This window comes from Marinobacter sp. (assembly GCF_046484525.1).
Taxonomy (GTDB): domain Bacteria; phylum Pseudomonadota; class Gammaproteobacteria; order Pseudomonadales; family Oleiphilaceae; genus Marinobacter.
The window spans coordinates 1-24733 of record NZ_JAWOIS010000087.1; the positions used below are offsets into that span (position 1 = coordinate 1).

The 24733-nt window shown below is 56.7% G+C and carries 22 protein-coding genes, 7 pseudogenes and 2 riboswitches; of the genes and pseudogenes, 7 read left to right on the top strand and 22 right to left on the bottom strand.

Annotated elements, in window-relative coordinates; genetic code table 11:
• Positions 1–231: 231 nt before the first annotated feature.
• Both R6W86_RS17135 and R6W86_RS17140 read right to left on the bottom strand, forming a co-directional pair.
• Positions 232–1260: a DUF2157 domain-containing protein gene (locus R6W86_RS17135; protein ID WP_410330563.1), complete on the bottom strand. Its 1029-nt coding sequence runs from the start codon at positions 1258–1260 to the stop codon at positions 232–234.
• Positions 1220–1579, bottom strand: a complete 360-nt coding sequence (locus R6W86_RS17140) for a hypothetical protein (protein ID WP_410330564.1) — start codon at positions 1577–1579, stop codon at positions 1220–1222. The genes R6W86_RS17135 and R6W86_RS17140 overlap by 41 nt, the downstream gene beginning before the upstream one ends.
• Positions 1580–1701: 122 nt before the next feature.
• Here R6W86_RS17140 and R6W86_RS17145 point away from each other — a divergent pair, with 122 nt between their 5' ends.
• Positions 1702–1893, top strand: a complete 192-nt coding sequence (locus R6W86_RS17145) for a hypothetical protein (protein WP_410330565.1) — start codon at positions 1702–1704, stop codon at positions 1891–1893.
• A 219-nt stretch (positions 1894–2112) separates the two neighbouring features.
• On the opposite strand, the gene R6W86_RS17150 is transcribed toward R6W86_RS17145, so the two are convergent.
• From R6W86_RS17150 to R6W86_RS17185, 8 genes and pseudogenes are all read right to left on the bottom strand, one after another.
• Complete coding sequence (locus R6W86_RS17150) at positions 2113–2337, bottom strand: hypothetical protein (RefSeq protein ID WP_410330566.1); 225 nt, start codon at positions 2335–2337, stop codon at positions 2113–2115.
• Between the two features lie 209 nt (positions 2338–2546).
• Positions 2547–2786, bottom strand: a pseudogene (locus tag R6W86_RS17155) (integrase core domain-containing protein); the annotation flags it as partial.
• Positions 2787–2876: 90 nt separating this feature from the next.
• A complete protein-coding gene (locus R6W86_RS17160; RefSeq protein ID WP_410330567.1) occupies positions 2877–3410 on the bottom strand; it encodes a carboxypeptidase-like regulatory domain-containing protein in 534 nt (177 codons plus the stop codon).
• Positions 3411–3414: 4 nt separating this feature from the next.
• A pseudogene (locus tag R6W86_RS17165) lies at positions 3415–3617 on the bottom strand (transposase); the annotation flags it as partial.
• A gap of 173 nt (positions 3618–3790) precedes the next feature.
• Positions 3791–4597, bottom strand: a complete 807-nt coding sequence (locus R6W86_RS17170) for an amidohydrolase family protein (protein WP_410330568.1) — start codon at positions 4595–4597, stop codon at positions 3791–3793.
• A 322-nt stretch (positions 4598–4919) separates the two neighbouring features.
• A pseudogene (locus tag R6W86_RS17175) lies at positions 4920–5132 on the bottom strand (IS1182 family transposase); the annotation flags it as partial.
• Positions 5133–5288: 156 nt separating this feature from the next.
• The gene (locus R6W86_RS17180) at positions 5289–5786 is read right to left on the bottom strand and encodes a hypothetical protein (RefSeq protein ID WP_410330569.1); all 498 of its coding nucleotides are present in this window, start codon (positions 5784–5786) and stop codon (positions 5289–5291) included.
• Between the two features lie 92 nt (positions 5787–5878).
• Entirely contained in the window at positions 5879–6295 is a 417-nt protein-coding gene (locus R6W86_RS17185; RefSeq protein ID WP_410330570.1) for a GNAT family N-acetyltransferase, read from the bottom strand.
• Positions 6296–6322: 27 nt separating this feature from the next.
• On the opposite strand from R6W86_RS17185, the pseudogene R6W86_RS17190 reads away from it, so the two are divergent.
• Positions 6323–6517: pseudogene (locus R6W86_RS17190) on the top strand (IS110 family transposase); the annotation flags it as partial.
• Positions 6518–6816: 299 nt separating this feature from the next.
• Here R6W86_RS17190 and R6W86_RS17195 read toward each other — a convergent pair.
• Complete coding sequence (locus R6W86_RS17195; protein WP_410330571.1) at positions 6817–7500, bottom strand: class I SAM-dependent methyltransferase; 684 nt, start codon at positions 7498–7500, stop codon at positions 6817–6819.
• A 102-nt stretch (positions 7501–7602) separates the two neighbouring features.
• A complete protein-coding gene (locus R6W86_RS17200) occupies positions 7603–8145 on the bottom strand; it encodes a hypothetical protein (protein ID WP_410330572.1) in 543 nt (180 codons plus the stop codon).
• Between the two features lie 119 nt (positions 8146–8264).
• Here R6W86_RS17200 and R6W86_RS17205 point away from each other — a divergent pair.
• Positions 8265–8462 (top strand): annotated as a pseudogene (locus tag R6W86_RS17205) (tyrosine-type recombinase/integrase); the annotation flags it as partial.
• 9 nt (positions 8463–8471) lie between these two features.
• Here the strand turns inward: R6W86_RS17205 and R6W86_RS17210 are convergent.
• A complete protein-coding gene (locus R6W86_RS17210) occupies positions 8472–9245 on the bottom strand; it encodes a CLCA_X family protein (protein ID WP_410330573.1) in 774 nt (257 codons plus the stop codon).
• A gap of 71 nt (positions 9246–9316) precedes the next feature.
• Here R6W86_RS17210 and R6W86_RS17215 point away from each other — a divergent pair.
• Positions 9317–9538, top strand: a pseudogene (locus tag R6W86_RS17215) (enoyl-CoA hydratase); the annotation flags it as partial.
• Positions 9539–9588: 50 nt separating this feature from the next.
• Here the strand turns inward: R6W86_RS17215 and R6W86_RS17220 are convergent.
• Positions 9589–10647, bottom strand: coding sequence for a ribonucleotide-diphosphate reductase subunit beta (locus tag R6W86_RS17220; RefSeq protein WP_410330574.1), 1059 nt, complete (start codon positions 10645–10647; stop codon positions 9589–9591).
• Positions 10648–10842: 195 nt separating this feature from the next.
• Complete coding sequence (locus R6W86_RS17225) at positions 10843–13605, bottom strand: ribonucleoside-diphosphate reductase subunit alpha (protein WP_410330575.1); 2763 nt, start codon at positions 13603–13605, stop codon at positions 10843–10845.
• A gap of 131 nt (positions 13606–13736) precedes the next feature.
• A riboswitch (cobalamin riboswitch) is annotated at positions 13737–13986 on the bottom strand.
• 110 nt (positions 13987–14096) lie between these two features.
• Here R6W86_RS17225 and R6W86_RS17230 point away from each other — a divergent pair.
• A complete protein-coding gene (locus R6W86_RS17230) occupies positions 14097–14816 on the top strand; it encodes a DUF3047 domain-containing protein (RefSeq protein ID WP_410330576.1) in 720 nt (239 codons plus the stop codon).
• Positions 14817–14828: 12 nt separating this feature from the next.
• Here the strand turns inward: R6W86_RS17230 and R6W86_RS17235 are convergent, their stop codons facing one another.
• The 3 genes from R6W86_RS17235 to R6W86_RS17245 form a co-directional block, all read right to left on the bottom strand.
• Positions 14829–15665, bottom strand: a complete 837-nt coding sequence (locus R6W86_RS17235) for a substrate-binding periplasmic protein (RefSeq protein ID WP_410330577.1) — start codon at positions 15663–15665, stop codon at positions 14829–14831.
• Between the two features lie 88 nt (positions 15666–15753).
• Positions 15754–17259, bottom strand: coding sequence for a sodium/proton antiporter NhaB (gene nhaB / locus R6W86_RS17240; protein WP_410330578.1), 1506 nt, complete (start codon positions 17257–17259; stop codon positions 15754–15756).
• A gap of 262 nt (positions 17260–17521) precedes the next feature.
• Positions 17522–18703, bottom strand: coding sequence for an acyl-CoA dehydrogenase (locus tag R6W86_RS17245; RefSeq protein ID WP_410330579.1), 1182 nt, complete (start codon positions 18701–18703; stop codon positions 17522–17524).
• Positions 18704–19069: 366 nt separating this feature from the next.
• On the opposite strand from R6W86_RS17245, the pseudogene R6W86_RS17250 reads away from it, so the two are divergent.
• Positions 19070–19489: pseudogene (locus R6W86_RS17250) on the top strand (acyl-CoA dehydrogenase family protein).
• A gap of 8 nt (positions 19490–19497) precedes the next feature.
• Positions 19498–20070 carry a MarR family winged helix-turn-helix transcriptional regulator gene (locus tag R6W86_RS17255; RefSeq protein WP_410330580.1) on the top strand — a complete coding sequence of 191 codons (573 nt, stop codon included), beginning with the start codon at positions 19498–19500 and terminating at the stop codon, positions 20068–20070.
• Positions 20071–20151: 81 nt separating this feature from the next.
• Here R6W86_RS17255 and R6W86_RS17260 read toward each other — a convergent pair whose 3' ends face one another.
• From R6W86_RS17260 to R6W86_RS17275, 4 genes are all read right to left on the bottom strand, one after another.
• Positions 20152–21108 carry a biotin-dependent carboxyltransferase family protein gene (locus tag R6W86_RS17260; RefSeq protein WP_410330581.1) on the bottom strand — a complete coding sequence of 319 codons (957 nt, stop codon included), beginning with the start codon at positions 21106–21108 and terminating at the stop codon, positions 20152–20154.
• Positions 21105–21833, bottom strand: a complete 729-nt coding sequence (gene pxpB / locus R6W86_RS17265) for a 5-oxoprolinase subunit PxpB (RefSeq protein WP_410330582.1) — start codon at positions 21831–21833, stop codon at positions 21105–21107. Before pxpB ends, R6W86_RS17260 begins: the two co-directional genes overlap by 4 nt.
• Positions 21830–22585 carry a 5-oxoprolinase subunit PxpA gene (locus R6W86_RS17270; protein ID WP_410330583.1) on the bottom strand — a complete coding sequence of 252 codons (756 nt, stop codon included), beginning with the start codon at positions 22583–22585 and terminating at the stop codon, positions 21830–21832. Before R6W86_RS17270 ends, pxpB begins: the two co-directional genes overlap by 4 nt.
• 124 nt (positions 22586–22709) lie before the next feature.
• On the bottom strand, positions 22710–23936 hold the full coding sequence (locus R6W86_RS17275; protein ID WP_410330584.1) for a D-amino acid dehydrogenase: 1227 nt from the start codon (positions 23934–23936) through the stop codon (positions 22710–22712).
• A gap of 163 nt (positions 23937–24099) precedes the next feature.
• Positions 24100–24198: riboswitch (glycine riboswitch) on the bottom strand.
• Positions 24199–24733: the final 535 nt, after the last annotated feature.

Sequence of the window (24733 nt, forward strand, 5' to 3'; positions counted from 1 at the left end):
TTCTTTTCCAACTGCTTCCAGGGAATCAGCTTGTCCATCCGTTCCAGAAAGATCTCGCGACGGGTCTTACGCTTCTTGTTCTGGTACTCGGCTTCGGAGAAGGTCATCTGATCCATGGTGGCGACGAATCCTATGCAGTTGGCGATGGCCATATTATCGCTGATTTTGAGACTTATTCAGAGTCTCCTTAGATGTCCCCCAACATAATAGACACACTTGTTAAATGCAGCATCATGACTTTGCCTCCAGCAGCTGTCGTAGCGGAACAGGAAGCAATGAACGTGACTTTTTTGTGATAGATCTTTCGTGCTTCTGCCAAAGAATACCGAGATAGATAATGCCAAGTCCAATGGCGGTCAATGCAATTGGAAATAGCCAAGTATCACTAAAAACATCAGACGCTAAATAACCAAGATAACCACAACTACCAAGAGCGCCGAAAACTACGAAAACTCTACGAACTAAAAGTACGCCAACACCTATCATTATAAGATTGGTGCAGAAATACAGGAACTTTGATAGCTCACTATCTGAGTTCTGGGAAGATAAGCCGCCCCAAAATGCAATAACACCAAAGATATAAATCCAAAAGGCATAGTCACCCTTCTGGTGCGCCCTTATGTCAACCCAAAAAGCGAGACCTATCATTAAAAGGCCCGAATATAAAGAGACTAACTCCCTTAATTCCCATGTCAAATCTCCGCCTGAAATCATAGCTGTAATATCCATTGTCATATACCAAAGCGTTACAGCAATTGGCATAATCAGAAAAGGATACTTGTACTTCCAGGCAACAATTGCCCCAACAGCCAGTGTGCCTAATTCCATATATAGCCAATGCCACTTTATGTATCTATGGTAGTCTCTATATACGCTATCATCAGGCCAGACTCCAAGCCACTGCTGGAAGCCATAAATTGCCAAAGGCGTTAAGCAGACGACAAATGTTGCGCAAATACCAGCAGGAATAGCAAGATTCTTTGCTGCAAAAGAATTCGTGATCTTTAGTCCAACAGCAGCATAGAGAACAGAGATTGACAATATTCCAGCACCGCCGAAAGATTCCCAGCCCAAGTTCATGAAGAGCGTCATCGCTCCAATAGCAATAAGCCCGCCCAAGTAATAAAGAACGTGAGTAAACGTAAATTTCGGAACATCTTGAGATTGAGCAAGCAAGAACTCGTACAGGGATTCTACTTGCTGAGGGGAAATTATATTTTCAGCAGAGGCATCTTCTAATTTCTTCTTTGTCAAGTTCATGATTGATCTCCAAATTTAGTTGGCATCTAACGAAAAACTCAGCATTTACAATCAAGCCAACCACGCTAGTAATATATATCCAATAAAATACTTTCGATGTGTCTTTTATGACAAACCAAGTCACAGTTGAAATAAACGACAATGCAGCCGCTTTGACTGCTGCAACCGGAGTAGCTGAGAAAACGCTACACCCTTGACATTTATAAGCCATGGTATCTGGCGGATTACCTTGATCGATAAGAATTTCTGCAAGAAAAATCCCGCTAATATTAATTAGGAGATACCAAACCATACCAGCAAAGAGCAAAACACCAGCCACACTCTAAACTTCACGGATTCCCCACTGCCTAACGAATGATATGGACTCCCCCTGCTCCCACCTCACCGATGCACCACATTGAAGGCGCCTGACATCTTCAATCAAAAGCAGGAGGAGTCATCATGAAGGTTACATCCATTGGCATTGACCTGACGAAAACCGTGTTCAGTATTCATGGCACCGACCCACACGGCAAGGTTGTGGTTCACAAACGACTGAATCGGCCTAAGCCATTGGTGTTCTTTGCGCAACTTCCTTCGTGCCTGGCCGGCATGGCGCCTGTTCCGGAGCCCACTGTCGGGCGCGTGAAATGACCAGGCTGGGCCATGATATGCGGATCATCACACCTCGCTTTGTCGCCCCCTATCGCAAGAGCAGCAAGAATGAGGTCATCACTCACACGTATCATCATCCTGGCCTGGGCAAAAGCGTCCACAAAGAGGCCGAATGTAGAGTCGCAGTCTCAAACCGCTTCAGATTCAAATGGCGTTGATTAACCGCAGGGGAAGTCCACCGCGTACTGATGCGCCTTGTTAAGAATTTTCGATATTTCCGAACAGCGCTCTATGACGCAGGAAAACAACTATTGCAAAAATGATGAAGCCTAACCCCATCAAAAATGGCAAGCTGACAATTCCGCCACTTGAGAAATATCCAAACCCCGAAAATAAAAGCCCCATGAACAAGTAGAAGACCGGCGCTATTATTGTATTTTTGGGAGCATCGGCGTACATTTTGGCGTTTTTCTCAATAATCATGTTAATAGCCTCAACCTGAGACTCATGCTTATTTTTGCACGCAAGACCATGAGTTAAATCTGTGGCACAGTTCGAGCAAAGGCCTTTGCTACAGCATTTGCACGTCCCAATCGCGGCCACTCCGGAATGGTTAAAACAGTCCATGACTCTCCTTATATTTTTAACACCAATGTTGAGCGGTGTGATCTTGCACCACTTTGGCGGACACTTCAGGCACTGAGCTTTTCATACTCTTCCGGTGATTGGTAGCCCAAACTCGAGTGCAGTCGCTCGCTTTTGTTGACACGGTTATCAAACATCATGTGGTGAATAATTTCCGAGACCGCCTGCACTTTCGTGTCGAACAGGCGCTTATTTACCAGCTCTGCTTTTAGCATATGGAAGTAAGACTCCATGGCCGCATTGTCGAGAGGGTTTCCCTTTCGGCTCATGCTGCGAACCATGCCCTCGGGGGGAGGGCCATGAGCCGCGCAGCGGGTTGACGTCCCAGCGGGCGCAGTCCAGGTTGGAGCGCAACCGATTGTTAGGTGCTGTTTTCTTCATTCAAGATCCAAGCTGATATCGCCCAGCTCAATGTGTGGCCCGCCCTCAACGAACAACTCCCCGGTACTAAGGAAATACTCGCTCTTTGTCGTTGCGTAGCCGTCGCGCACAATTCTGACATAGCCGTACATGACGGGGTCCCCACCAAGCATCCAGACGACCGCACGCCATCTCTGAACCTTGCCGAGCGCGAACTCGCCATTCTCATCAGAACGACCGGATAAGGCACTCTGAGTTTGGTTCCAGGGGTGAACTTCCACTGCGACATCCTTGATACCTTTACCTGAGGTTGCGTCGATGACTTTCCCGCTAATTGTCGGACTTATGTCTTCTTTATGCGGAATAGGAGCACAAGCCATGAGGCTCATTACAGACAAGACGAACAACAGAAATCTCATTGAGTGCACCTCACGAGGCTCTAGAAAAACTCGGTTCCGAGTCGTTCCCTGCGGCAGGTTCTTTAGCTTTTTTGTCACGGCCATCAACTTACCGATGATGCCAATTCCGGTGTTCAATTTTGACTGAGCCACCTCCCAGGGCTTCCTGGAGTATTTCAGCTTCCATCGTCTTGCGGCCCAGCATTCGCGCCAGCTTCCGAACCTTCTTGTTCAGGGCTTTACCTCGGATGCACTGACAACCTCATCACCGGATTCAATCGCGGACATGTCACCGTCTTTCATCAGCTTCTTCCAACGGAACAATAGACTTGCTGATATACCATGACGCCGGGCTACCAAAGGTTGCCATTGCCTCTTCCCTAGTGTCCCGTCTGGTTAATTCGCTGACCTACTGAGCCACTGAGGGCGCAGCGCTGGGGCCCCAGCACTGCGCAGTAGGTCAGCGAATTAACCAGACGGGGCACTAGATAGCTCTGCACGCTGCAACACATTGTTGGGCCACACTGCACCGACTACAACTTGAAAATTCGAGATGCATTTCCGTTCAGGAAAAGGCTCTGAACCTCTTCCCCTAATGCCAAATCAGCAAGATTTTCGAGGGCTTTCGCTGGCGTGATCATTGGGTAATTCGTACCGAAAAGTACTTTGGTGCGACCGTGACTACGCATGAATTCAACCAAAGCTGGCGGATACTTCTTCGCGGTGTATGCCGATGTATCGATGTAGACATTTTCGTGCTTTGTAGCAACGGCAATAGCCTCATCTGTCCAGGGGTATCCAATGTGCCCACCAACAACCACTAACTCTGGAAAATCCAAAGCCACACGATCCAGATAGATTGGCCTACCCACTTCAGACGGCATAAGTGGGCCAGTGTGACCAATCTGGGTGCAAAACGGGACGCCGAGATCACAGCAAGCTGTGTAAACGGGGTAAAAGCGACGATCTGTGGGCGGAGCTTCCCAGAGCCATGGCAGGACTCGAATGGCTTTGAACCCAAGCTCGTTAATGCAACGCCGAATTTCGCGAACAGCATCCATTGGCTTTGAAATGTCTACTGACCCTACGCCCACTAACCTGTCAGGTGCCTCGGCGACGAAGCCCGCCACCTCATCGTTGGAAATCATGACGTTATGAGGAGCAATCCAAGCTGAAATCAGACTGCGATTCACGCCTGCCTGATCCATCATTCCCAAGGTCATCCCCACGGGGAGCTCGGCTGTGGGTATAGGCATATTCGTCCACCGACGAAGTGACTCAAAGATTGGATCTTGCACATGCCTTAACGTCGGATGCTGTGCCCAAGCGTCAATAATCATCGAATTTCTCCCGTGGGGCCCAACGAAGCCCTAGAAAAACCCGCTTCCGGGTCGTTCCCAGCGCCTGATTTGTAATATTTTTGTCGCGCCCATTCAACGGATCGATAATTCCTATTTCGCTGTTCAACCCGTCATACCGGCTCCACCACCGACATCCGGTGGCTGTAGATCTCTTTACCCTGCAGGCTGTCCACCCGGTGTTTCATCCAGTCGGTGTAGTTGGGTAGACGCTTGTTCTCGATGGTGAACGAGACCTGTCTTCCCGAGCCTTTGCGGTGGTCGGCGGAAGCACCGGTTGCAGAATGTGGTGTTCCTGGCCTTTGGCGAACAGGATGATCTCCAGCAGGGTGGCCGGATCGTAGGCCAGCCGACCGGTGTCTTCATTGCGGTACTTGGGATGGAAAACTGACAGGTCCAGCTTGTGCTCAATCAGATAATGGGCCGCGTGTTCAAAGGTACCGGATTGAAGCTGTTCCTGGTAGTTGATCACGACCATCGCGTGCTGGTCGTAGTTGTAGTGCTTGAAGCGGGGCATGCCGACCTTCCATTGATCCGTTTTCCGCATCCTATCAAAGCCAAGCGCTGATTTTTGGGAGTTTTTCTACAGCCTCAACGCAGAGTTCACCGGCGAAGTTTGCGAAGCCCAGCGCAGCAAGCTTTGTCCGGTGGAACGATTTGTTGTGCGGTGTTGTTAATCACCACTATCACCTTCAATTGGGAAATTCCCGGACTCATACCTCGTCCACTGAGTCAGAGCACTTAAGGGGACGGAATATGTGCGACCATTTGTTTCAATTATTAGATTCTTGCCAATGGCAGTTCCGCAGAGTGTAAGATACCAGTCGCCAAAGCCGACACCTGTTTCTTGATGACCAAATGGTTCTTCACATGCGGGGTTTAAGATCGGAACAGCGTATTCACCATCCAACGTGAATGTTTCCTTTGTTCCACTGCCGCCATTGAGCGACCACTGACAAATTCTTTTTTTGTTTTTAAATAGTCCCGACTTTTCTAAATGTACAGTCTCTGATTTTATGGTTGCCAAAAGAGTCACCGAAGCCAGCTCGCCTTTTATCTTGAGTTTGTCAAGATAGAAACAGGCCTCCTGACCCGAACCGGCAAATACGGGCTCAACAATAAAGAAAACTAAAAAAGCCGCCCAAGACATTTGGATAATTCGATTCCTCATAGTTCTCCTAAGCCGCCCAACGCCAGCCATCATGCGCGGCCACGCAATGGAGGCGAAGCGGCAATACAGTAGGCGTCGCGTGCCTGGCCTTGTTAATTGCCAATGGTCACCCCCGCATCCAGAACCCAACAACGGTCATTGGGCGTGTAACCAATCTGTCCATAGTACGAGTTGGCTGCCGGTGCCGCGATGAGTATCAATTTGCAGAGCGGCCCCAGTTGCTCCTGGGTCAGTGACTGTAATCGTTTGCCTATTCCTGACCTCTGATAGCTCTGATGAACTGCCAAATCTGACAGGTAGCAGGCATAGTGAAAATCCGTGACACTGCGAGCGATACCGACCAACAAATCATCATCCCACGCGCTTACGGTGAGATTGGAATTAGAAACCACCCCCTCCATACATTCTCGGTCGTGGATTGGCCGACGCTCCCCGAGGGTAGAACTCTCCAGCAAACCAATGAACTGCTCAGTGGTAATGGGGTGATTCACCTTGAAGCTGATAGCCATACCTTTCCTTGGCAATTAACGAATGACATGGACTCCCCCCGCTCCTACGGCATCGATCTGGCGAAAACTGTGTTCAGTATTCACGGCAGCAATCAACACGGCAAGGTCGTGGTTCGCAAACGGCTGAATCGCCCCAAACTGTTGGCATGCTTTGCACAACTGCCGCCGTGCCTGATCGGCATGGAGGCCTGTTCCGGCGCCCATTACTGGGCTCGGGGGCTGACCAAAGAACGCACCGCACAGATCAATCAGATTCGCGGGTTACTCGCCGAGTTCAGGCTGATCGTTCCACAGGGGCGTTATGCGGCTCGGCACCGGGTTCCGGAGGTCCTGGAAGATGCGGAAAACGGCTTGCCCATGACAACACTGACGCTCAAAAACCGGACACTGATAACTGATGAAAACCGGACAATCTATGTTGATGAAATAAGGTCAAACATCGGTACTGTTGACAGTAGCTGGACTTTCACCCGACGAGTCTAGTGCCATGCCCGGCACACACGTCCGTGTTGATGGCGTTGTTAGCCAGCCGTTTCTCCAATGAAAATTATGGAAGCTGGTTTCTGGGTCTTTGGGTGGCACGGCTCACGTACTTCACGTATCCAAAAACCACTATCAACGAACAACTTTATCCAGTTCTCCAAGGTTCTAAAATACCACGGTGCCGGGTTAGAGAAATCGGGACTGAACCCAGCCCATGAGCCTTCGCGCCATCCATCCCGGTATGGCAGATCGCCGCACGCCATCACCGGGTGAAGGGTTTGTACGACAAATGTTCCGTGTGAATTAAGCAGGGATGGTGCAGCCCCAAATACTCCTTCAACCGATTCTTTTCCGAGCAACGCAAAGTTACAGACAACAACATCAACCGAGACCTTGAGTTTCCCAGCAGCAATCTCTTCGTAAGATAGCGCGCGAAAATCTCCGCCGCCGGCACGCCGGGCTTCTTCAACAAGTTTTTGTACAACATCGGTCCCTACAACATGCATATTTTTTGCGGCAAGCTCTCGAACAAGCCATCCTTCGCCACAGCCAACATCAAGGACGGAACGTGGCTGACGGCTGAGAATGGCATCGATGATGGCTTGATCCGTAATCTGCTTGCGACTCTCAATCTGCCCCTCACGTACAGCAGCAGTCCACGGTAGGGCATTTATGTCCCATGACTCAACAATCCTTGCGTCGCTGAATGGCTCAGTAATCATACGGTTTCCGGCTGGCTAACGACCCAGCTCAGGCGCCCGCTACCGCAGAGCGACAATAGGAGCGTCGCGGTAGCGGGTCGGCCTGGAGCGCCGTGTTAGGCATTAAACTCCATACCCCTCGTTGTAACAGGCAACCCCAACTGGGCTCATGGACTCAAGTAACCCAGTATTCAAATTTGGCTTGTAGGCCGATGTGATCTTTATATGCCACTCTTCATCAGCCGGCCCTGAACCTATGCCAGTTATATTTAATTCATTACTTCCGCTACTTTTGCATAAACTTAAATATATGTATTCACCATTCCTGGTGTCGGGGAGCGTCAATTGGTGACGCAGCCTAAAGTATGCGTTTTTGTTCTTTCTTTCTTCGAATCTGTTAAGCCACAGATGCTTTTTGGCACCGATTTGCACTAAATTTACCGACCACTCTACTTCACTTCCGGTTTGATAGTTAATTAATACGCTGCCTAAATCCTCTACCTCTGTCGGAAATGGTGGAAATACTATGCCAACATATTCGCCACCATAGATGGTGGTTGAGGCAAATATAAGCAGGGCCGATAAGTATCTCATTGTATGCCTAACGTTTGGAACCGACAGCACCTTGTCCAAAAATCTATAAAACAACAGCTTAGCCCACTGCATCAGTCGTTTCCACGTAATCATTTGACATCTGTGATCCGCTGCACCAATAAGACTGTATAGATATACATGTATCGGCATGAAGCCTTCAAAATGCAGGGAAGGCATCCCCGGGACATGGGGCCGCAAGAGAAGCCGGCATCGGTAAAAAGGCCGGTTGTCACACGTTTCGCCACAGCTTTGCCACTGAGTTGCTGAAAAGAGGAACCGATATTTGGACAGTACAGGACTTGCTGGGCCACTCGGATCTGCGCACCGCCCAGATCTATACCCATGAGGTCGGGCAAGGATTTTCAGGGATACGTAGCCCTCTCGGTTGATCACATCGCTCAGCGAGCCAGTCTTTGCAATGCACAGCCCAGGTTGTGGAAGTAATCGTTGAAGGCAAAGTTAATCCGCTCTCGCTGTTCGCCCTGTGGATAAAGCCCCAGCTTTGCCTCTTCCGATTCCCGGGTTCCCCGCACCAGAAACGCATTCTTGCAGTCGGCATCCTGCACAAAGGCTTCAAACGCCCGGGCGCACAGCTCTTCCGGCTGGCTGTAGTAGTGCACTCCGGCGGCCTTGTCGGCTTTGGCGGATTGGCGGAACAGGTTGCTGGGCTCGGTGCCCCCCTCGTTGAGCAGAACGGTCCGGTAGCAAGCCTGCAGGCCATCGTTCAGGGGGTGGGCGATGGCGTCTTCGCGGGTGAGCCAGAGTTTGGAGGCAAACTCGCCTCTTCCAGTACCTGTGAATAACTTGTCGGCGATGTAGTGGTCGAAGGCGTGGAACCACTCGTGGGCGATGCTGCCGGGGCCCGCGTTTTTGGCGAGGGCGAAGCTGCGGGTGGCCGGGCTGTAGTGGGCGGAAACGCCGGGGGAGCCGCCGATGCCGTACTGCAGCGCCAAGGTGCCACGCAGGGAGATGAGGGTCTCGGTGCCGCCGAGTATGGTCATCAGATCGCACAGGGCATCGTAGAAAAGCCCGGCGCTGCGCTGCTTTTCCGGTTCGGTCACCCAGCGGCCGATCTCCACGGTGCGAAACTGGAAACGGCGGCGAACGTCCAGGAAGGTGACGGCGGTATCACCCCGGTGATCGGGGCCTCGGCGGTAGAAGGTTCTTGGCATGGGCCAATCATAGGGAGACAATCGCCGTGAATCTACATAACAAGGGATCCACGATGACCCAGCTGCCCCAGCTGACCGGGCGCATCGTGGAGGCAGCCGAGGCGAAGGAGCTGGGGATCGTCATGGATGTGGTGCCGTCGGATGAGCTGATGCCGGCAGCCCTGAAGATGGCACAGCGCAAGGAGTTGAAGAATTTCCTGGACATCTGCGCCTGCTTCCAGGGCATGAGCCACAACGAGCCGGAACACCTGGATGCGGTGAACCGGATGCTGGAGGCGATGGCCCGGAAATAGCCGCTCCGGAGCTGCCCGGCAGATCGGACAGCTCCGCGCTTCCTACCTTTTTACCACTCCAGCTGCGCGCCGGTCTGGTACTCGATCACCCGGGTCTCGAAGAAGTTCTTCTCCTTCCTGAGCGTGGCTTGCTCATCCAGCCACGGGGATACATTTTTGGCGCCCGGGAACGGCTCTTCCAACCCCACCGTACGCGCCCGCCGGTTGGCCACGAAGCGGAACTGCTCGCTGTGGTACTCGGCGGAATAACCCAGGATCGGGTCCCGCAGGATGTAGTTGGCGTAGGCGGTTTCGGCCGCCTCGGACTCGTCCCACATCTCGCGCACCGCTTTCGGATCGAGGGTGATGTTTTCCTCTTCAAGGATCTGATTCACCACTTTCAGGCCGAAGGAGAAGTGCATGGCCTCGTCCCGCAGGATGTACTGCAGCTGCTCCCCGGTGCCGCGCATCAGGCCCCGGCGCTGCAGGGCGAAGATGGGGCTGAAGCCGTTGTAGAACCAGGCGCCCTCGAACACCGCCGCGAAGAACAGGTAGGACATGACGAACTCCTGCAGGTCATCCGGGTTGCGCAGGTTCATGTCCGGCCGCATGGCGGCATCGAGCCGGCGGTTGGCCATCCTGATCTTGCCGTGGATCTCCGGCACTACGCGGTAGCGGTTGTAGATCTCGCTCTGGTCCAGGTTCAGGGTCTCGATGCAGTGCTGGTAGGTCCAGGTATGCAGGGCTTCCTCGTATACCTGCCGGGCCTGGTAGATCTGCAATTCCGGCGCACTCATCTTCTCCATCACCGCCAGGCCGATGTTGCGCATGGCCAGGATGTCGGAGGTGGTGAGGTAGGCCAGCACGTTCTCATACACGTGCTTTTCGGCCGGATTGAGGCGGTGGTGGTAGTCGTGGACGTCCTGGGCCATGTTGACGTCCAGCGGGGTCCAGTGGTTCTTGTTGGCGTTCATGAAGTACTCCCAGGCCCAGGGGTACTTGAACGGTGCCAGTTGGTTGATGTCGGTCTCGCCGTTGATTACCCGCTTGTCGTCCACATTCACGGGTGCGGGGCCGCCGGTGGCGGCCGGTCCCGATTCGGTTTTCGGTTCGTCATCCCAGTTCAACATTGCTTTCAACCTCTGATTCCTTAGCCTGCCAGAGCTGGTGGTTGAACCGATCTGGTATCCCCTCCCGAAAACCGCCCGTGAATACGTCCCTGTAGGGCTTGGCTGTAGCCATCCATGGCTACAGACATTTTCGGGAGGGGATACCAGCCCGGTTCTCCAGGCTTGGCAGTTATAGTCTCTTGTGTATGTCAGTATTTACTGACACGCCTCGCAATCCGGGTCGTCAATGGAACACACCTGCGGTTGCTGCGCGGCAACAGGGGCGGTTTTCTCGGCACCGGTGGCCCCCAGGGAGCGCAGGTAATAGGTGGTCTTGAGTCCGCGCTCCCACGCCAACTGGTACAGGGCGTCGAGCTTCTTGCCGCTGGGTTCGGCCATGTACAAGTTCAGACTCTGGGCCTGGTCGAGCCATTTCTGGCGTCGGGCGGCGGCCTCCACCAACCAGCGGGCGTCGATCTCGAAGGCGGTCGCGTAGCGGGTCTTGAGTTCCGCCGGGATGCGGTCGATCTGCTGCACCGAGCCGTCGAAGTATTTGAGATCGTTGACCATCACGTTGTCCCACAGGCCTTCCGCCTTGAGATCACGGACCAGGGAGGGGTTCACCACGGTGAACTCACCGGAGAGGTTCGATTTCACGAACAGGTTCTGATAAGCCGGTTCGATGGACTGGGACACGCCGACGATGTTGGAGATGGTGGCGGTCGGTGCGATGGCCATGACGTTGCTGTTGCGGATGCCGTTTTTGGCAATCAGCTCCCGCACCGGGTTCCAGTCCAGGCGCGCCTCGGTATTCACCGAGCAATCCCCGGCCCGGCGGTTTTCCTTCAGCAGGTTGATGGAGTCGATGGGCAAAATGCCCTGATGCCATAGCGAGCCCTCATAGGTCTCGTAGGCGCCCCGTTCGCCCGCCAGGGTGGCGGAAGCACGGATGGCAAAGTAGCTGAGCTGCTCCATGGCGACATCGGCAAACTCCACCGCTTCCGGGCTGGAGTACGGCAGGCCCAGTTGATAAAGGGCATCCTGGAAGCCCATCAGGCCGAGACCCACCGGGCGATGCCTGAGGTTGGAGTTCCGGGCCTGGGGCACGGCGTAGTAGTTGATGTCGATGACGTTGTCGAGCATGCGCACGGCGGTGGTCACGGTGCGTTCCAGGCGCTGCACGTCCAGCTCACCTCCGACGATATGGGCGGCCAGGTTGACCGAGCCCAGGTTACACACGGCAATCTCATCGGCGCTGGTGTTCAGGGTGATCTCGGTGCACAGGTTGGAGCTGTGGACGACGCCCTGATGCTGCTGGGGCGAGCGCAGGTTACAGGGGTCCTTGAAGGTGATCCAGGGGTGGCCGGTCTCGAACAGCACGGTCAGCATCTTGCGCCACAGCTGTTTGGCGGGGATTTTCTTGAACAGTTTGATTTTGCCCTGCTCCGCCAGCGCTTCGTAGTGCTCGTAACGTTCCCGGAAGGGGTTGCCGTATAGGTCGTGCAGGTCGTGCACGTCGCTGGGGGAGAACAGGGTCCAGTCGCGGTCCTCGCGCATGCGTTCGATGAGCAGGTCCGGTACCCAGTTGGCGGTGTTCATGTCGTGGGTGCGGCGGCGTTCGTCGCCGGTGTTCTTGCGCAGCTCCAGGAATTCCTCGATGTCCAGGTGCCAGCTTTCCAGGTAGGCGCACACCGCGCCCTTGCGCTTGCCACCCTGGTTCACCGCCACGGCGGTGTCGTTCACCACTTTCAGGAACGGCACCACGCCCTGGCTCTGGCCGTTGGTGCCCTTGATGTGGGAGCCGAGCGCCCGTACCGGGGTCCAGTCATTGCCCAGGCCGCCGGCCCACTTGGAGAGCATGGCGTTGTCGCGGATGGCGCCGTAGATGCTCTCGAGGTCATCCTGCACCGTGGTCAGGTAGCAGGAGGACAGCTGGGAATGCCGGGTGCCGCTGTTGAACAGGGTGGGCGTGCTGGCCATATAGTCGAAGCTGGACAGTAGCTCGTAGAACTCGATGGCCCGGGCGTTGGGATCGTCTTCCCGCAGCGCCAGGCCCATGGCCACGCGCATGAAGAATACCTGGGGCAGCTCCAGTCGGGCCTTGTTCCAGTGCAGGAAATAGCGGTCGTACAGGGTCTGAAGACCCAGGAAGCCGAACTGGTGATCCCGCTCCGGTTTCAGGGCCTCGCCCAGCCGCTCCAGGTCGAAGGCAGCCAGGGCTTCGTCCAGCAACTCGTGGCGGATGCCGGCGTGGATGAAGGCGGCCTGGGCCTGTGGATACACTTCCGCCAGCGTTTGATTCCGGGGCAGGTCCAGGGCTTCGGCGGCTTCAAGGCGCAGCTGTTCCAGCAGCAGTCGGGCGGTCACGGCGCTGTAATCCGGCTCCTGCTCGATCCGGCTGCGGGCGGTCATGACCAGTGCCGAGAGCACTTCGGTTTCTTCGATGCTGTCGTACAGGTTGCGCAGGGCGTCTTCCACCAGGGATTCGCCGTCAATGCCGTCGAGGCCGATGGCAGCCTGTTCCACCTGCAGCTTCATCAGGCCCAGGTCCAGCGGGGCGATGCTGCCGTCCGCCTTTTTGACGGTGAGGTGCGGGTGGGCCTCCATGGGTTCTTCCACGGCGCGCTTGCGGGCGTGTTCTTCCCGGTACAGTACATAGGCACGAGCCACTTTCTGTTCCTCGGCCCGCATCAAGGCCAGTTCCACCTGGTCCTGGATATCCTCGATGTGTACTTTGCCGCCGGCTTTCAGGCGCCGGCTGATGGCCTGGACCACCTGTTCGGTAGCCCGGTGCACGGTGTCGTTGATGCGGGCAGAGCCGGCCGCCTTGTCGCCTTCCACGGCAAGGAAGGCCTTGGTCACGGCGACACTGATTTTGGCCGGATTGAATCCAACCAGGGTGCCGTTGCGTTTAATCACCTGAAGGGATTGGGTATGGGTGGAAGCTGCCGGCGGTTCGGCGAAGGCGGTGGCTGTCATGGTGCTCTCCTGGGTTCGCGTTGGTTCCATTTCACCTTCGCGAATGCAGGGGCACACTTTGCCTGGAGGACAGGCAACGGGAACCGGTCTGCTCACCCTGAGTCGCGAAGGTGCAGTCCAGAAGCCGGTGTTGCCGGCTCCTGATCCCTGGCAGGTCTTCGGACTCAGGGGCGTGGATCGTCTGATCCGGCCTTGCGTGGCGACTTCCCGGTTTGGAGTCTCTGATTACCTCCTGAGTCGCCTTTTCGCGCTCAGGAGGTAATCAGAGGCTCCTTGCCAGTGTCATTGTGCCACGCTCGTTCCCCAATACCGCTGCGCGTCAGTTCCGGACTCTCACCGGATTCCCGACTACCTGAGGCGATCAGAGGATGATCACAACATCTGGTAGTTGACCAAGGATTGAAACACTATATACACGTAACAGGATCGGGACAAGGCACTTTTCCGACATCGCCCTGTCTTCGTTGATACATCATCACAAGGGGTAGGTCATGAAATCTCGCTGGTACTGGCTGGCCGGCATCACCGTGTCTGCGGCGTTGGGTGCCCAGGCCCTGGCCACGGACAACCCGATACCGCATTTCTCGCAGATCCGGTCGTTGGATGAAGGCTGGGAGCCGATGCACTTCCCGAAGATCGAGCAACACACCCGCTATGAACTCGTGCAGGAGGATGGTCAACAGGTGGTCAGGGCCACCACCGAGGGCGGCGCCTCAGGGCTGATTACCCGCCTGAATCTGGTGCCGGATAACAGCCTGAAACTGGCATGGCAGTGGAAGGTATCAAACGTGTTCGAGGGCGGCAATGCCCGGGAGAAGTCGGGTGATGACTACCCGGCCCGAATCTACGTGGCCTTCGAGTTCCAACCCGAACAAGCCGGGTTCTTCGAGCGGGCCAAACGCAAGACGGTGGAAGTGCTGTTCGGAGAAACCCTGCCCGGCAATGCACTGAATTACATCTGGGCCAACAAACTACGTGAGGGAGAATTCATCGCCAATTCCTACACCGACCGAACCGTAATGGTGGCAGTGAACTCCGGTAGCCGCCAGGCCGGCCAATGGGTCAGCGTGGAACGGGATATCGTGGCGGATTACCGTAAGGCCTTCGGCGAAGACCCGCCACCGGTAGTGGGTATTGCCATCATGTCCGATTCGGACAACACAGGAGAGCAGGCCATCGCCTGGTACCGGGACCTCACCCTCATACCCTGAAAGAATCGGAACTCAGCGGTAGGCTTCTGGAAAACCGGGAATCACATAGCCCTGACCGTTGCGGGGCATGACCGGTAGCTCCCCCCGCTGTACCAACCGCAAGTAGGCATCATCGAAGGCCTCCCGGAGAATTGCCGCCCGTGGGCCGACGAGGGAGAACAGCCAGGCCACGGTCCGGGAGCGGATTTCAGACTCCCTCACGACACTGTCGGACGGTTCAGTCAGGATTTCCCGCACCGGCGCGTGGTAGTCGAGCACGTAATCGCCACGGTGGCGCTTGAGCATATCGATGGCTGCCCGGTGGTTCGGGGCCTCGGTGATCAAAACCTGGTCGGATTCCTGCAACCACTGGATGAGCCCGGCATAGGTGTAGCCTCCGATCACGATCACGGTCTTACCCTTGAAGTCATCGAAATGATTCAGGGGCGACTTTCCGGCCAGGTACCAAGCGCTGAGCTGCACGGTCATCGGCTGCACCCAGCTTTCCAGAACTTCTCCCTCCAGTTGGGGAATGTTGGTCAGCCCCGGCCAGGCATCCACCATCCCATTCTTCAGGTAGAGATAGACCCGGCTGATGGGCAGAAACAGGAATTCCGGCTGGTAACCGGCCTCCTTGGCCACCTTGCGGGTCATTTCGATGATCAGGCCGGAGGCCTCACCGGATTCCGTGTGGTGGGCAAAGGGCGGAAATTCATTGTAGGCGATGCGAAGCACGCCACCTTGCTCAAAAGCCTCGGCCCGTGACAATGGGGCGCCGAGGGCCAACAGCACCAGGGTTACCCACACATAAAACCGGACCGGTGGCCGATCCACTCGGTCTCGGGAATACATCCTCGCGTGATTACTCATGATCTCCAATTCTGCAGATATCCCAGCAGGCTAGAGTACCAGAACTTCCGGAATCTGCACTGACGCGTGGCGCAATTTCGACGATACGTCAGATATGGTAAACCACGAAATAGAGGCCAATCCCTCCCATCACCAGAGTATAGGGCAGAGCCATCCAGACCATCCGGCCGTAGGACAACCGTACCAGCGGAGCAATCGCGGAGGTCAGCAGGAACAGGAAGGCGGCCTGGCCGTTGGGGGTTGCCACACTGGGCAGGTTGGTGCCGGTGTTGATGGAAACCGCGAGGTCCTGGAAATGGTCGACACTGATGGCACCGGCATCCAGGGCCTGTTTGACCTCACTGATATAGACCGTGGCCACGAATACGTTGTCACTGATCATGGAGAGCAGGCCGTTGGCCAGGAAGAACATGCCCGGCTGCTCACTTTCGGGCAGCGAGAGTACATAGTCAATGATCGGTTTGAACAGATGCTGCTCATGGATCACGGCAACCACCGCAAAAAACACCACCAGCAGAGAGGTAAACGGCAGGGATTCCTGGAACGCCTTGCCAATCTGGTGCTCATCGGTGATGCCGGTGAAGGAGGTCACCAGGATAATCACCAGCAGGCCGATCAGCCCCACCTCTGCCAGGTGCAAAGCCAGACCAATAACCAACACCGCTGCAGCGGCAGCCTGCACCCACAGTGCAGCCTGATCCGCCTTGGTGCGCTTGTTCCGCTCATTCTCGGCGAACTCTTCCAGTACCCGGCGTACCGGCTTGGGCAGGCGGCCGCCGTAGCCGAACCAGCGCAACTTCTCCAGCGCCCAGCAGGTGAACAGACCAGCGGCCAGCACCGGCAAGCTCACCGGAGCCATGCTCAGGAAGAAGCCGATGAAGTCCCAGCCGACGACCTTGGCGATCAGCAGGTTCTGGGGCTCTCCTACCATCGTGGTCACCCCGCCCAGTGCGGTGCCCACAGCCCCGTGCATCAGCAGGCTGCGAAGAAAGGCCCGGAAGTTTTCCAGATCTTCCCGGTGCAGCTCGATCACTTCGTCGTCACTGTTGGTGTTGTGGTCGGAGTGCTGGTAGCCCTTGCCGGACGCCACCTTGTGATAAACGGAATAGAAACCCACTGCCACAGAGATGATCACGGCGGTGACAGTCAGCGCATCCAGGAACGCCGAAAGCACTGCGGCGGCACTGCAGAACAACAGGGATAGCGCCGATTTTGACCGGACACCCACCAGGATCTGGGTAAAGGTGACCAGCAGCAATTCCTTCATGAAATAGATGCCCGCCACCATGAACATCAGCAGCAGGATCACCGGAAAGTTCGTCAGCACTTCCAGATACACCGCATCCGGCGTGGTCAGGCCGATCAACAAGGCTTCCACCGCCAGTAGCCCACCCGGCAGTAACGGGTAGCACTTGAGTGCCATGGCAAGAGTGAAAATGAACTCGCCGATCAGCAACCAGCCTGCCACCCCCGGGCCAAGCACGTACATCACAATCGGGTTGGCAATCAGGAACAGCAGAATGGCCTGCTTGTACCAGACAGGCGCCTTGCCAAGGAAATTGTGGGTAAAGCCGGAAAACACAGTAGTGGGCATTGCAGAGATCTTCTGAAAAACGGATTGTTGAAATTATGTGGCGAAGGGCCCGAATCTTCCTTGATATTTATGTACCGGGGTATGATCCGAAGGTACATTTTTTGACCGCATTTGGTCTTAATAACAACAAGAAAGCCTGAAGGTCCTCGCCGACCCTGAATATTTTCGTAATATTACTAAATAATGCCCGATTGGGCGACCGCATTTTAACCGATTTCCGGCCAAATGCGGTCGCTATCTGAAAAAATGATAAAAAAGGCGATTAGAAGAAGGCCTGGATACCGGTCTGGGCCCGGCCAAGAATCAGCGCATGCACATCATGGGTGCCCTCATAGGTGTTCACCACTTCCAGGTTCACCAGGTGCCGCGCCACGCCGAATTCGTCACTGATGCCGTTACCCCCGAGCATGTCACGAGCCAGGCGGGCGACGTCCAGAGCCTTGCCACAGGAGTTACGCTTCATAATCGAAGTGATTTCCACCGCAGCGGTGCCTTCGTCCTTCATCCGCCCCAGGCGCAGGCAGCCCTGCAGGGCCAGGGTGATGTCGGTCTGCATGTCCGCCAGCTTCTTCTGGATCAGCTGGTTGGCCGCTAGCGGCCGGCCGAACTGCTTGCGATCCAGCACATACTGACGGGCGGTGTGCCAACAATCCTCGGCCGCGCCGAGGGCACCCCAGGAAATCCCGTAACGGGCGGAGTTCAGGCAGGTGAACGGGCCCTTGAGGCCTCGTACGTCCGGGAAGGCGTTTTCTTCCGGTACAAACACCCGGTCCATCACAATCTCCCCGGTGATCGAGGCGCGCAGGCCAACCTTGCCATGGATCACCGGCGCACTCAGGCCTTCCCAGCCTTTCTCCAGCACAAAGCCTCGGATCGCGCCTTCATCATCCTTGGCCCAGACCACGAACACGTCGGCGATCGGGCTGTTGGTGATCCACATCTTGCTGCCGGTCAGGCGGTAACCGCCGTCCACCTTACGCGCCCGGGTCGCCATGCTGCCGGGGTCGGATCCGTGGTCCGGCTCGGTCAGGCCGAAGCAGCCGATCCACTCGCCTGAGGCCAGTTTCGGCAGGTACTTCTGGCGGGTTTCCTCGTTGCCGAATTCGTAGATGGGCACCATCACCAGGGAGGATTGCACGCTCATCATGGAGCGATAACCGGAATCCACGCGCTCGATTTCCCGGGCGATCAGGCCGTAGCACACGTAATTGAGGCCGCTGCCACCATACTGCTCGGGAATGGTGGCGCCGAGCAGGCCGGTCTCGCCCATTTCCCGGAAAATCTCCGGATCGGTCTGTTCGTTGCGGAAGGCTTCCAGCACCCGGGGCTGGAGCTTGCCTTCGGCAAACTGGCGGGTACTGTCGCGCACCATGCGCTCGTCTTGGGTCAACTGCTGATCCAGCAGCAGGGGATCTTCCCAGTTGAAACTCGCTTTATCGGTCATGGCTAATCTCCACTGAATTCCGGGTTCCGGTTATAAGACAGAGTTCGGTTGATACGCTAAGCATATCAGCTGATCACGTGTGGAGACTGATATTTTTTGAAACCAGCTACCCAATTAAAGCAACATGTTTGCTCATCAAGATATATACCATCAAGACATTGGATAACATCACGGCATTTATATATACAACATATTGACGGTTTATTTTAGGGAAGCCTATTTTGAAATGGACGACGGAATGACCTGTATCTGCAGTCAGGCCACCCAACAACAACAAACCGGGCACAACAGGTGAATCAGATGGAAACAGGCAGCACTCTCAATCCGGAACGCCGTGCCGCGATGATCGAAAGTGGCGCGGTCACCATGACCTGCCCGGACGAACGCCTGGGCGAGCGCCTGTGCGCCTTTGTCACCCTGGATGAGAACGCCACCGACCTGACCCTGGACCAGGCCAAGGCCTACCTGGCCGAACAGCAACTGGCCAGGAACTACCTGGCGGAATACCAGACCTACGTTCATGCCGCGCGCATCCAGTGCTACCATGCGCTCGGGCTCAAGGACAACAACCTGCCCCACAACGCCGAGGCGGCGATGAACAGTTGGTAGGGGCCCAAGCTCGCCTTTGACGTGGTGAAACCGTGCCTGCTGACCCACGGCCACATCGGCTGGGGCGAAGACCTGCCCTTTACCCAGCGGTTGCGGGATGTCCTTGGCCTGCAGATTGGTGATGGTACCGCGCAGATCACGAAAAACATCATCGCGCGCGAGTACCTCCCCAAGTGATGCACCCCATGTCCTCTGCGATTCGGGGTGCCGGTGACAACCTGCCCTGGCCTGGAAGCCCGGGCGGCATGACAGGAGCACAGATGATCGTCAACGAATCCGGAGGCATACCCAACCGCCTGTTTTTCCGGCTGTTCCAGACCGGAAACATCCTGCAGCGCCAGGTCCAGAATGAAATGGGCATCAGCGCCGTGCAATGGGCGGTACTCGGGGCGCTGTCACGGGAGGGTTTCGAGGAAGGTACCTCCTTCAATCAGCTCAAGGAGTTCCTGTACGTCAGCCGCCAGAACCTGGACGGCGTCCTCAAGCGCATGGAGCGGGACGGCCACGTGGTCCGCATTCCCGACCCCCAGGACCGGCGGGCCAGACTGGTGGTGCTCACCGATTCCGGCCGGGCTTTCTGGAACCAGCTGCAGAACACCATCACCGAGTTCTGCCACCAGGCCCTGCAGGGGATGAGTTTTGATGACGGCGTCAGCCTTCTGCATCTGCTCAAAAAACTGCAACAGGGCCTGTCCAACGTATCTTTGACCTCCGAAGCCAAAGCCCGCACCCAGGGGGCTGCGAACCCTGCCGACTGACGCTTCGGGCGTTGCGCTCAACCGGTAAAACGGTTGGCTCTTGCACCCATCCCCGCCTGCTGGAAGGGAGATGGGTCTTTTTTAACTCGGCTTGAATAGCTCCAGAAAATCCCGGTATTCCCTGAGTACCGGCCCGCTTCCCCGGGCTACCAGCCTGACCTCCTGCCCGGGCAGACACTGGGCCAGCCGGGATGCCGACAGCGGAGACAACGCCCCGAGCCGCGGGTAGCCGCCGATGGTCTGGCGGTCATTGAGCAAGGCAATGGGCTGGCCATCCGGCGGCACCTGAACGCCACCGAGATTGATCCCCTCCGAGATCAGCGAAGCTATCCTGCAATGCAGCTTCGGGCCAAGCAGCCGCACGCCCATGCGATCGGCCCGGTCGTCGACGCGCCACCGGGTATTGAAGGCATCATACAGGCTGCGACCGGTGAACTCCCCGATCTGGGCTCCGGGTAGCAGCTCAAGGACAGGCGCCTCCCGGAAATCCTTCCGGGCAAGGTCCGGCGCCTCGCTCATCCCCGCTGCCGGCTCCCCATATGGGATATAAATTGCCAGCTGGTCACCCTCCGCCAGCTTGCTGCCCCATCCGTCAAACCCGCCGAGCTGCTCGCGACTGACACAGGCAACGCTGCCCATTACGGGTTCGGCGGCAAAACCACCCCGAACCGAGAGGTAAGCGCGCAGTCCACTCACCGGCGACGCAACGACCAGTTTCTGACCTTCTTTCCAGGTCACTCGCTGCCATAGGGGTACGGGTTGCCCATCGAGGGTCGCGCCGAGGTCGGCACCGGCGATGGCGATGTCCAGATCTCGTTCCGCGATCAGTTGCAGCCCGCCAAAAGTGATCTCCAGGCTCGCGGTACCCCAAGGGTTGCCGGCCAGGTAATTGGCCCAGGCCCAGGAGTACAGATCCGCAGGCCCGCCCTGGGTCACGCCCAGATGGCGTACGCCGAAACGGCCCCGATCCTGCAGCAGCGCCAACGGTCCGGCCCGGTGGACCCGGATGGCGGTTTCCGTTTTGCGTTGTGCTGTCATCCCGCCGCCTCCATGGGGGTGGTATCACCGCCCTGGCGCTCGAACTCCTCGCGGCTGACGGAGACAAAGCGTACCTGGTCCCCCACTCTCAGCAGGCTGAAGCCCTCCCGTTCACGATCAAACAGCCGGGCGCTGGTGCGGCCGAGCAGGTTCCAGCCACCGGGGGTGGCCGTCGGGTAGGCGGCGGTCTGGCGCGCGGCGATGGCGACGCTGCCCACCGGCACCTTCTTGCGCTGGGTATCGAGCCTGGGGCATTCCAGCCGCGGATCGGTCAGGCCCATGAAGGCAAAACCGGGGGCGAAGCCCAGGGCGAAGACGCGGTAGGTTTTACTGCTGTGGCAATCGATCACTTCCTCTACGGTCATGCCGGTGTGCCCGGCAACCCGCTCCAGATCCGGCCCGACGCTGGGATCATAGAAGGTGGGCAATTCGTGAACCTGGCCGGTACCGATGTTCTCGTCCGGCTTCAGGTTCGCCAGCAATCCGGTAATTTTTTGCCGGGCCTCGGTCGCAGACACCCGGACAGGATCGAAGACCACGAGCAGCGTGGTGTAGGAAGGCACCAGATCGACCAGCGCATCAGCAAACGCCGACTCGCAGTGACTGGCCAGGGCCGTAATCCAGTGCAGATTGGCCTCGTCAATCTCCTCGAACAACCGGACCATCCAGCCATCGAGACCGGCGGATTCGAGCCGGGGCAAGGCATTCGCAGCACTGCGGCTCATGCCCGGTTTCCCAGCGCCAGGATCGCTTCGCGGATCGACTGGATCGCGGCAATGGATTCGTTGTTATCCCCGTGCACACACAGGGTATCGGCGTTCAAAACGATCTCGCTGCCATCAATGGCGGTCAGCGGTTCGCCCTTGGCAATCCTCACGGCCTGCTCCAGGATTTCGTCGGGATCCTCATGGACCGCGCCGGGCGTGCGCCGGGAAACCAGGCGCCCCTCTCCGTCATAGGCGCGATCGGCGAAGGCCTCGAACCACAACGTGATACCGTAGCGATCGGCGATTTCCCGGGCCATGGAGGTGTCGCAGGAGGCCATGGTCATCAATGGCAGGCTGCCATCGAAATCCTTCACCGCCTTGACCACGGCCTCGAATAGGCCGGGATCCTGGATCATGTCGTTGTAGAGAGCGCCGTGGGGTTTCACGTAGTGAATCCGCGTGCCCTCAGCCTGGCAGATGCCGGACAGCGCCCCGATCTGGTACAGCACCAGATCTTCCACTTCGTCCGGCGAGCAGGCAATGGAGCGGCGGCCAAAACCCATCAGGTCCGGATAGGACGGATGGGCACCCACCTTCACATCGTGCTGTTTCGCCAGCCGCACCGTGCGCCGGATGACATGCGGGTCGGAGGCGTGGAAGCCACAGGCCACATTGGCCAGATCGACATGGGGCATGACGTGCTCGTCCATGCCCATGACCCAGGGGCCGAAACTCTCGCCCATGTCGGCGTTGATGGTCAGTCTGCCCATTGTATGCCCCCCCCCACGATCTTCCTGAAACAAACGGTGTTATATTAAAGGATACCGGATTCAGGCCGTGGTGGGACAACCAGGATGCCGGGCATAGAAGTTCAGAGGGTCCTCGATGAAACAATCAATGCGGAGAGGAAGACGTCTCAACCACATCGGCCAACATCTCTGCCGTAATTGCTGAGAGCGTCCAGCCCAGATGGCCATGGCCGGTGTTGTAGAACACCGTCGGAAGACGGCCGGGTCCGACCCTGGGCACCATGTTGGGCAACATGGGGCGAAGCCCGGCCCAGGGTATGACACGCCGGGTGCTGACGCCCGGAAAACATTGCTCCACCCAGCGGGTGAGCGGCCGAATCCGGTCATCGCGGATATCACGATTGAAACCGCTGAATTCCGCGGTACCGGCGACCCGGAACCGGTCGTCACCGAGCCGGCTGGTCACGATCTTGGTGGCATCATCCAGGAGACTGACGGTGGGCGCAGCCTTCCGGGAGTCCTCGTCGTTCAGCTCAACGGTAATGGAATAGCCCTTGACCGGATAGATGTTGACGCGATCCCCGAGCTTCTTCGCCAGCGCCCGGCTGCCAACGCCGGCACAGATCACCACGCCATCGAAGGTTTCACGGTTTTGCTGTTCGCCATCGTCCGCTGTCACCCAGGCATGGCTCTGATCCGCGCTCAGTTCGGTGACCGTGTGGCCATAGCAGGTCGTGACCCCAAGGCGCAGGATCGCCTCGGCGAGGCCGTGGGTGAACTTGTGGATATCTCCGGTTGAGTCACTTTCGGTATAGAAGCCGCCGTAATAGTTGCCCGCCAACGTGGGCTCGATGGCACGCATTTCCTCTGGCGTGACGGCCCGGCGCTCCAGGCCTCCGGCCGCGAGCAGTTTCGAGACGTGGGCCGCATGGTCAAAGCCGGCCTTGTCACGGTAAATATGCAGGATGCCCCGCTTCTTGAGGTCGAAATCGATACCCTCGTCCCGCGCCCACTGGAACAGGTGATCACGGGCAGCAATCGCCAGGCGGGCGGTTTCGGTGGTGTTGGTTTCGTACTGGGGGATGGCGGCAATGAACTCGGCGAACCAGCTCAGCTTGTGCCAGGAGGGCTTGGGATTGACCAGTAGCGGTGCATCTCTTCGGGACATCCACTTGATGCCCTTGATCATCGTCTGCCAGTTGTTCCAGACCTCCGCATTGGAGGCCGAGAGCTGGCCACCATTGGCGAAGGAGGTTTCCATCCCCGCATAGCGGTGCTTCTCGTACACGGTGACATCGAGGCCGCGCTTGGCCAGAGTGTATGCGGTCGTGATACCGGTAATACCGCCGCCAATAACTGCAATTCGCTTCATGAAAATCTCCAGGAGCGTCCAGAGTTTCCTTCCTACGCAAACTGGTAGAAAGCACCCCTTCCGTCACGGGACCTGAGAGATTCACGCGCCGTTTCAGCTAAAGCGGCCGCTTGCTCCTTCGGTGTGCCGACTGACGCGGTCGTCGGCAGCTCTTCGGAAAGTCTTCATGCCAGCGGTCCTTTTGCCTGAGAGTTTCCGGGGCAGTTGCTCCTTCGGCGCCGGTCGCGCAGTAGCGCGACACGGTCTCTCCCGCTAGCACGCCTGAAACCAACTTTAGTATATTTCGGCCCACAAGGGGGAGCATTCCCGTTTGTGGGATTATAATAAAGTTGGTAACAAATCACCTCCGCACGCCCTATTTTATCGCACTAAAAATCTTTTAGAAAACAATAAAGTTGGTAACATTTGAGGTGTTCGCCGCAAAACCCGCCCATACCTATCATAATAAAGTTGGTAACTTATTTGTGGCAACCGCGCTGTAAAAGATTCGCGCTTCCCAAAATGACGTTCGAAAAGGGTACAAACGGTCGCAAGGCGGATATTCGGGTTGGACAGTAACGCCCGGTTCACGCGCCAGTTTGGAGCCGCTGACCTACCCCTGCATTTACTCCACCCAGAATGTTCAAATCCGAATACAGTGCTCGTTGTTCCGGCGATTTTCAACCCAGTTGTCCAAATGACCGCGTTTAAGCAGCCAGTTTATTGCGCTCAATTTCCTGCAACTTGCCAGGGTTAAGCGATACCTGTCCGGCCACTTCCCAGTTCCGGGTGTTGCCAGACCAGCGCCGTGGATTCCG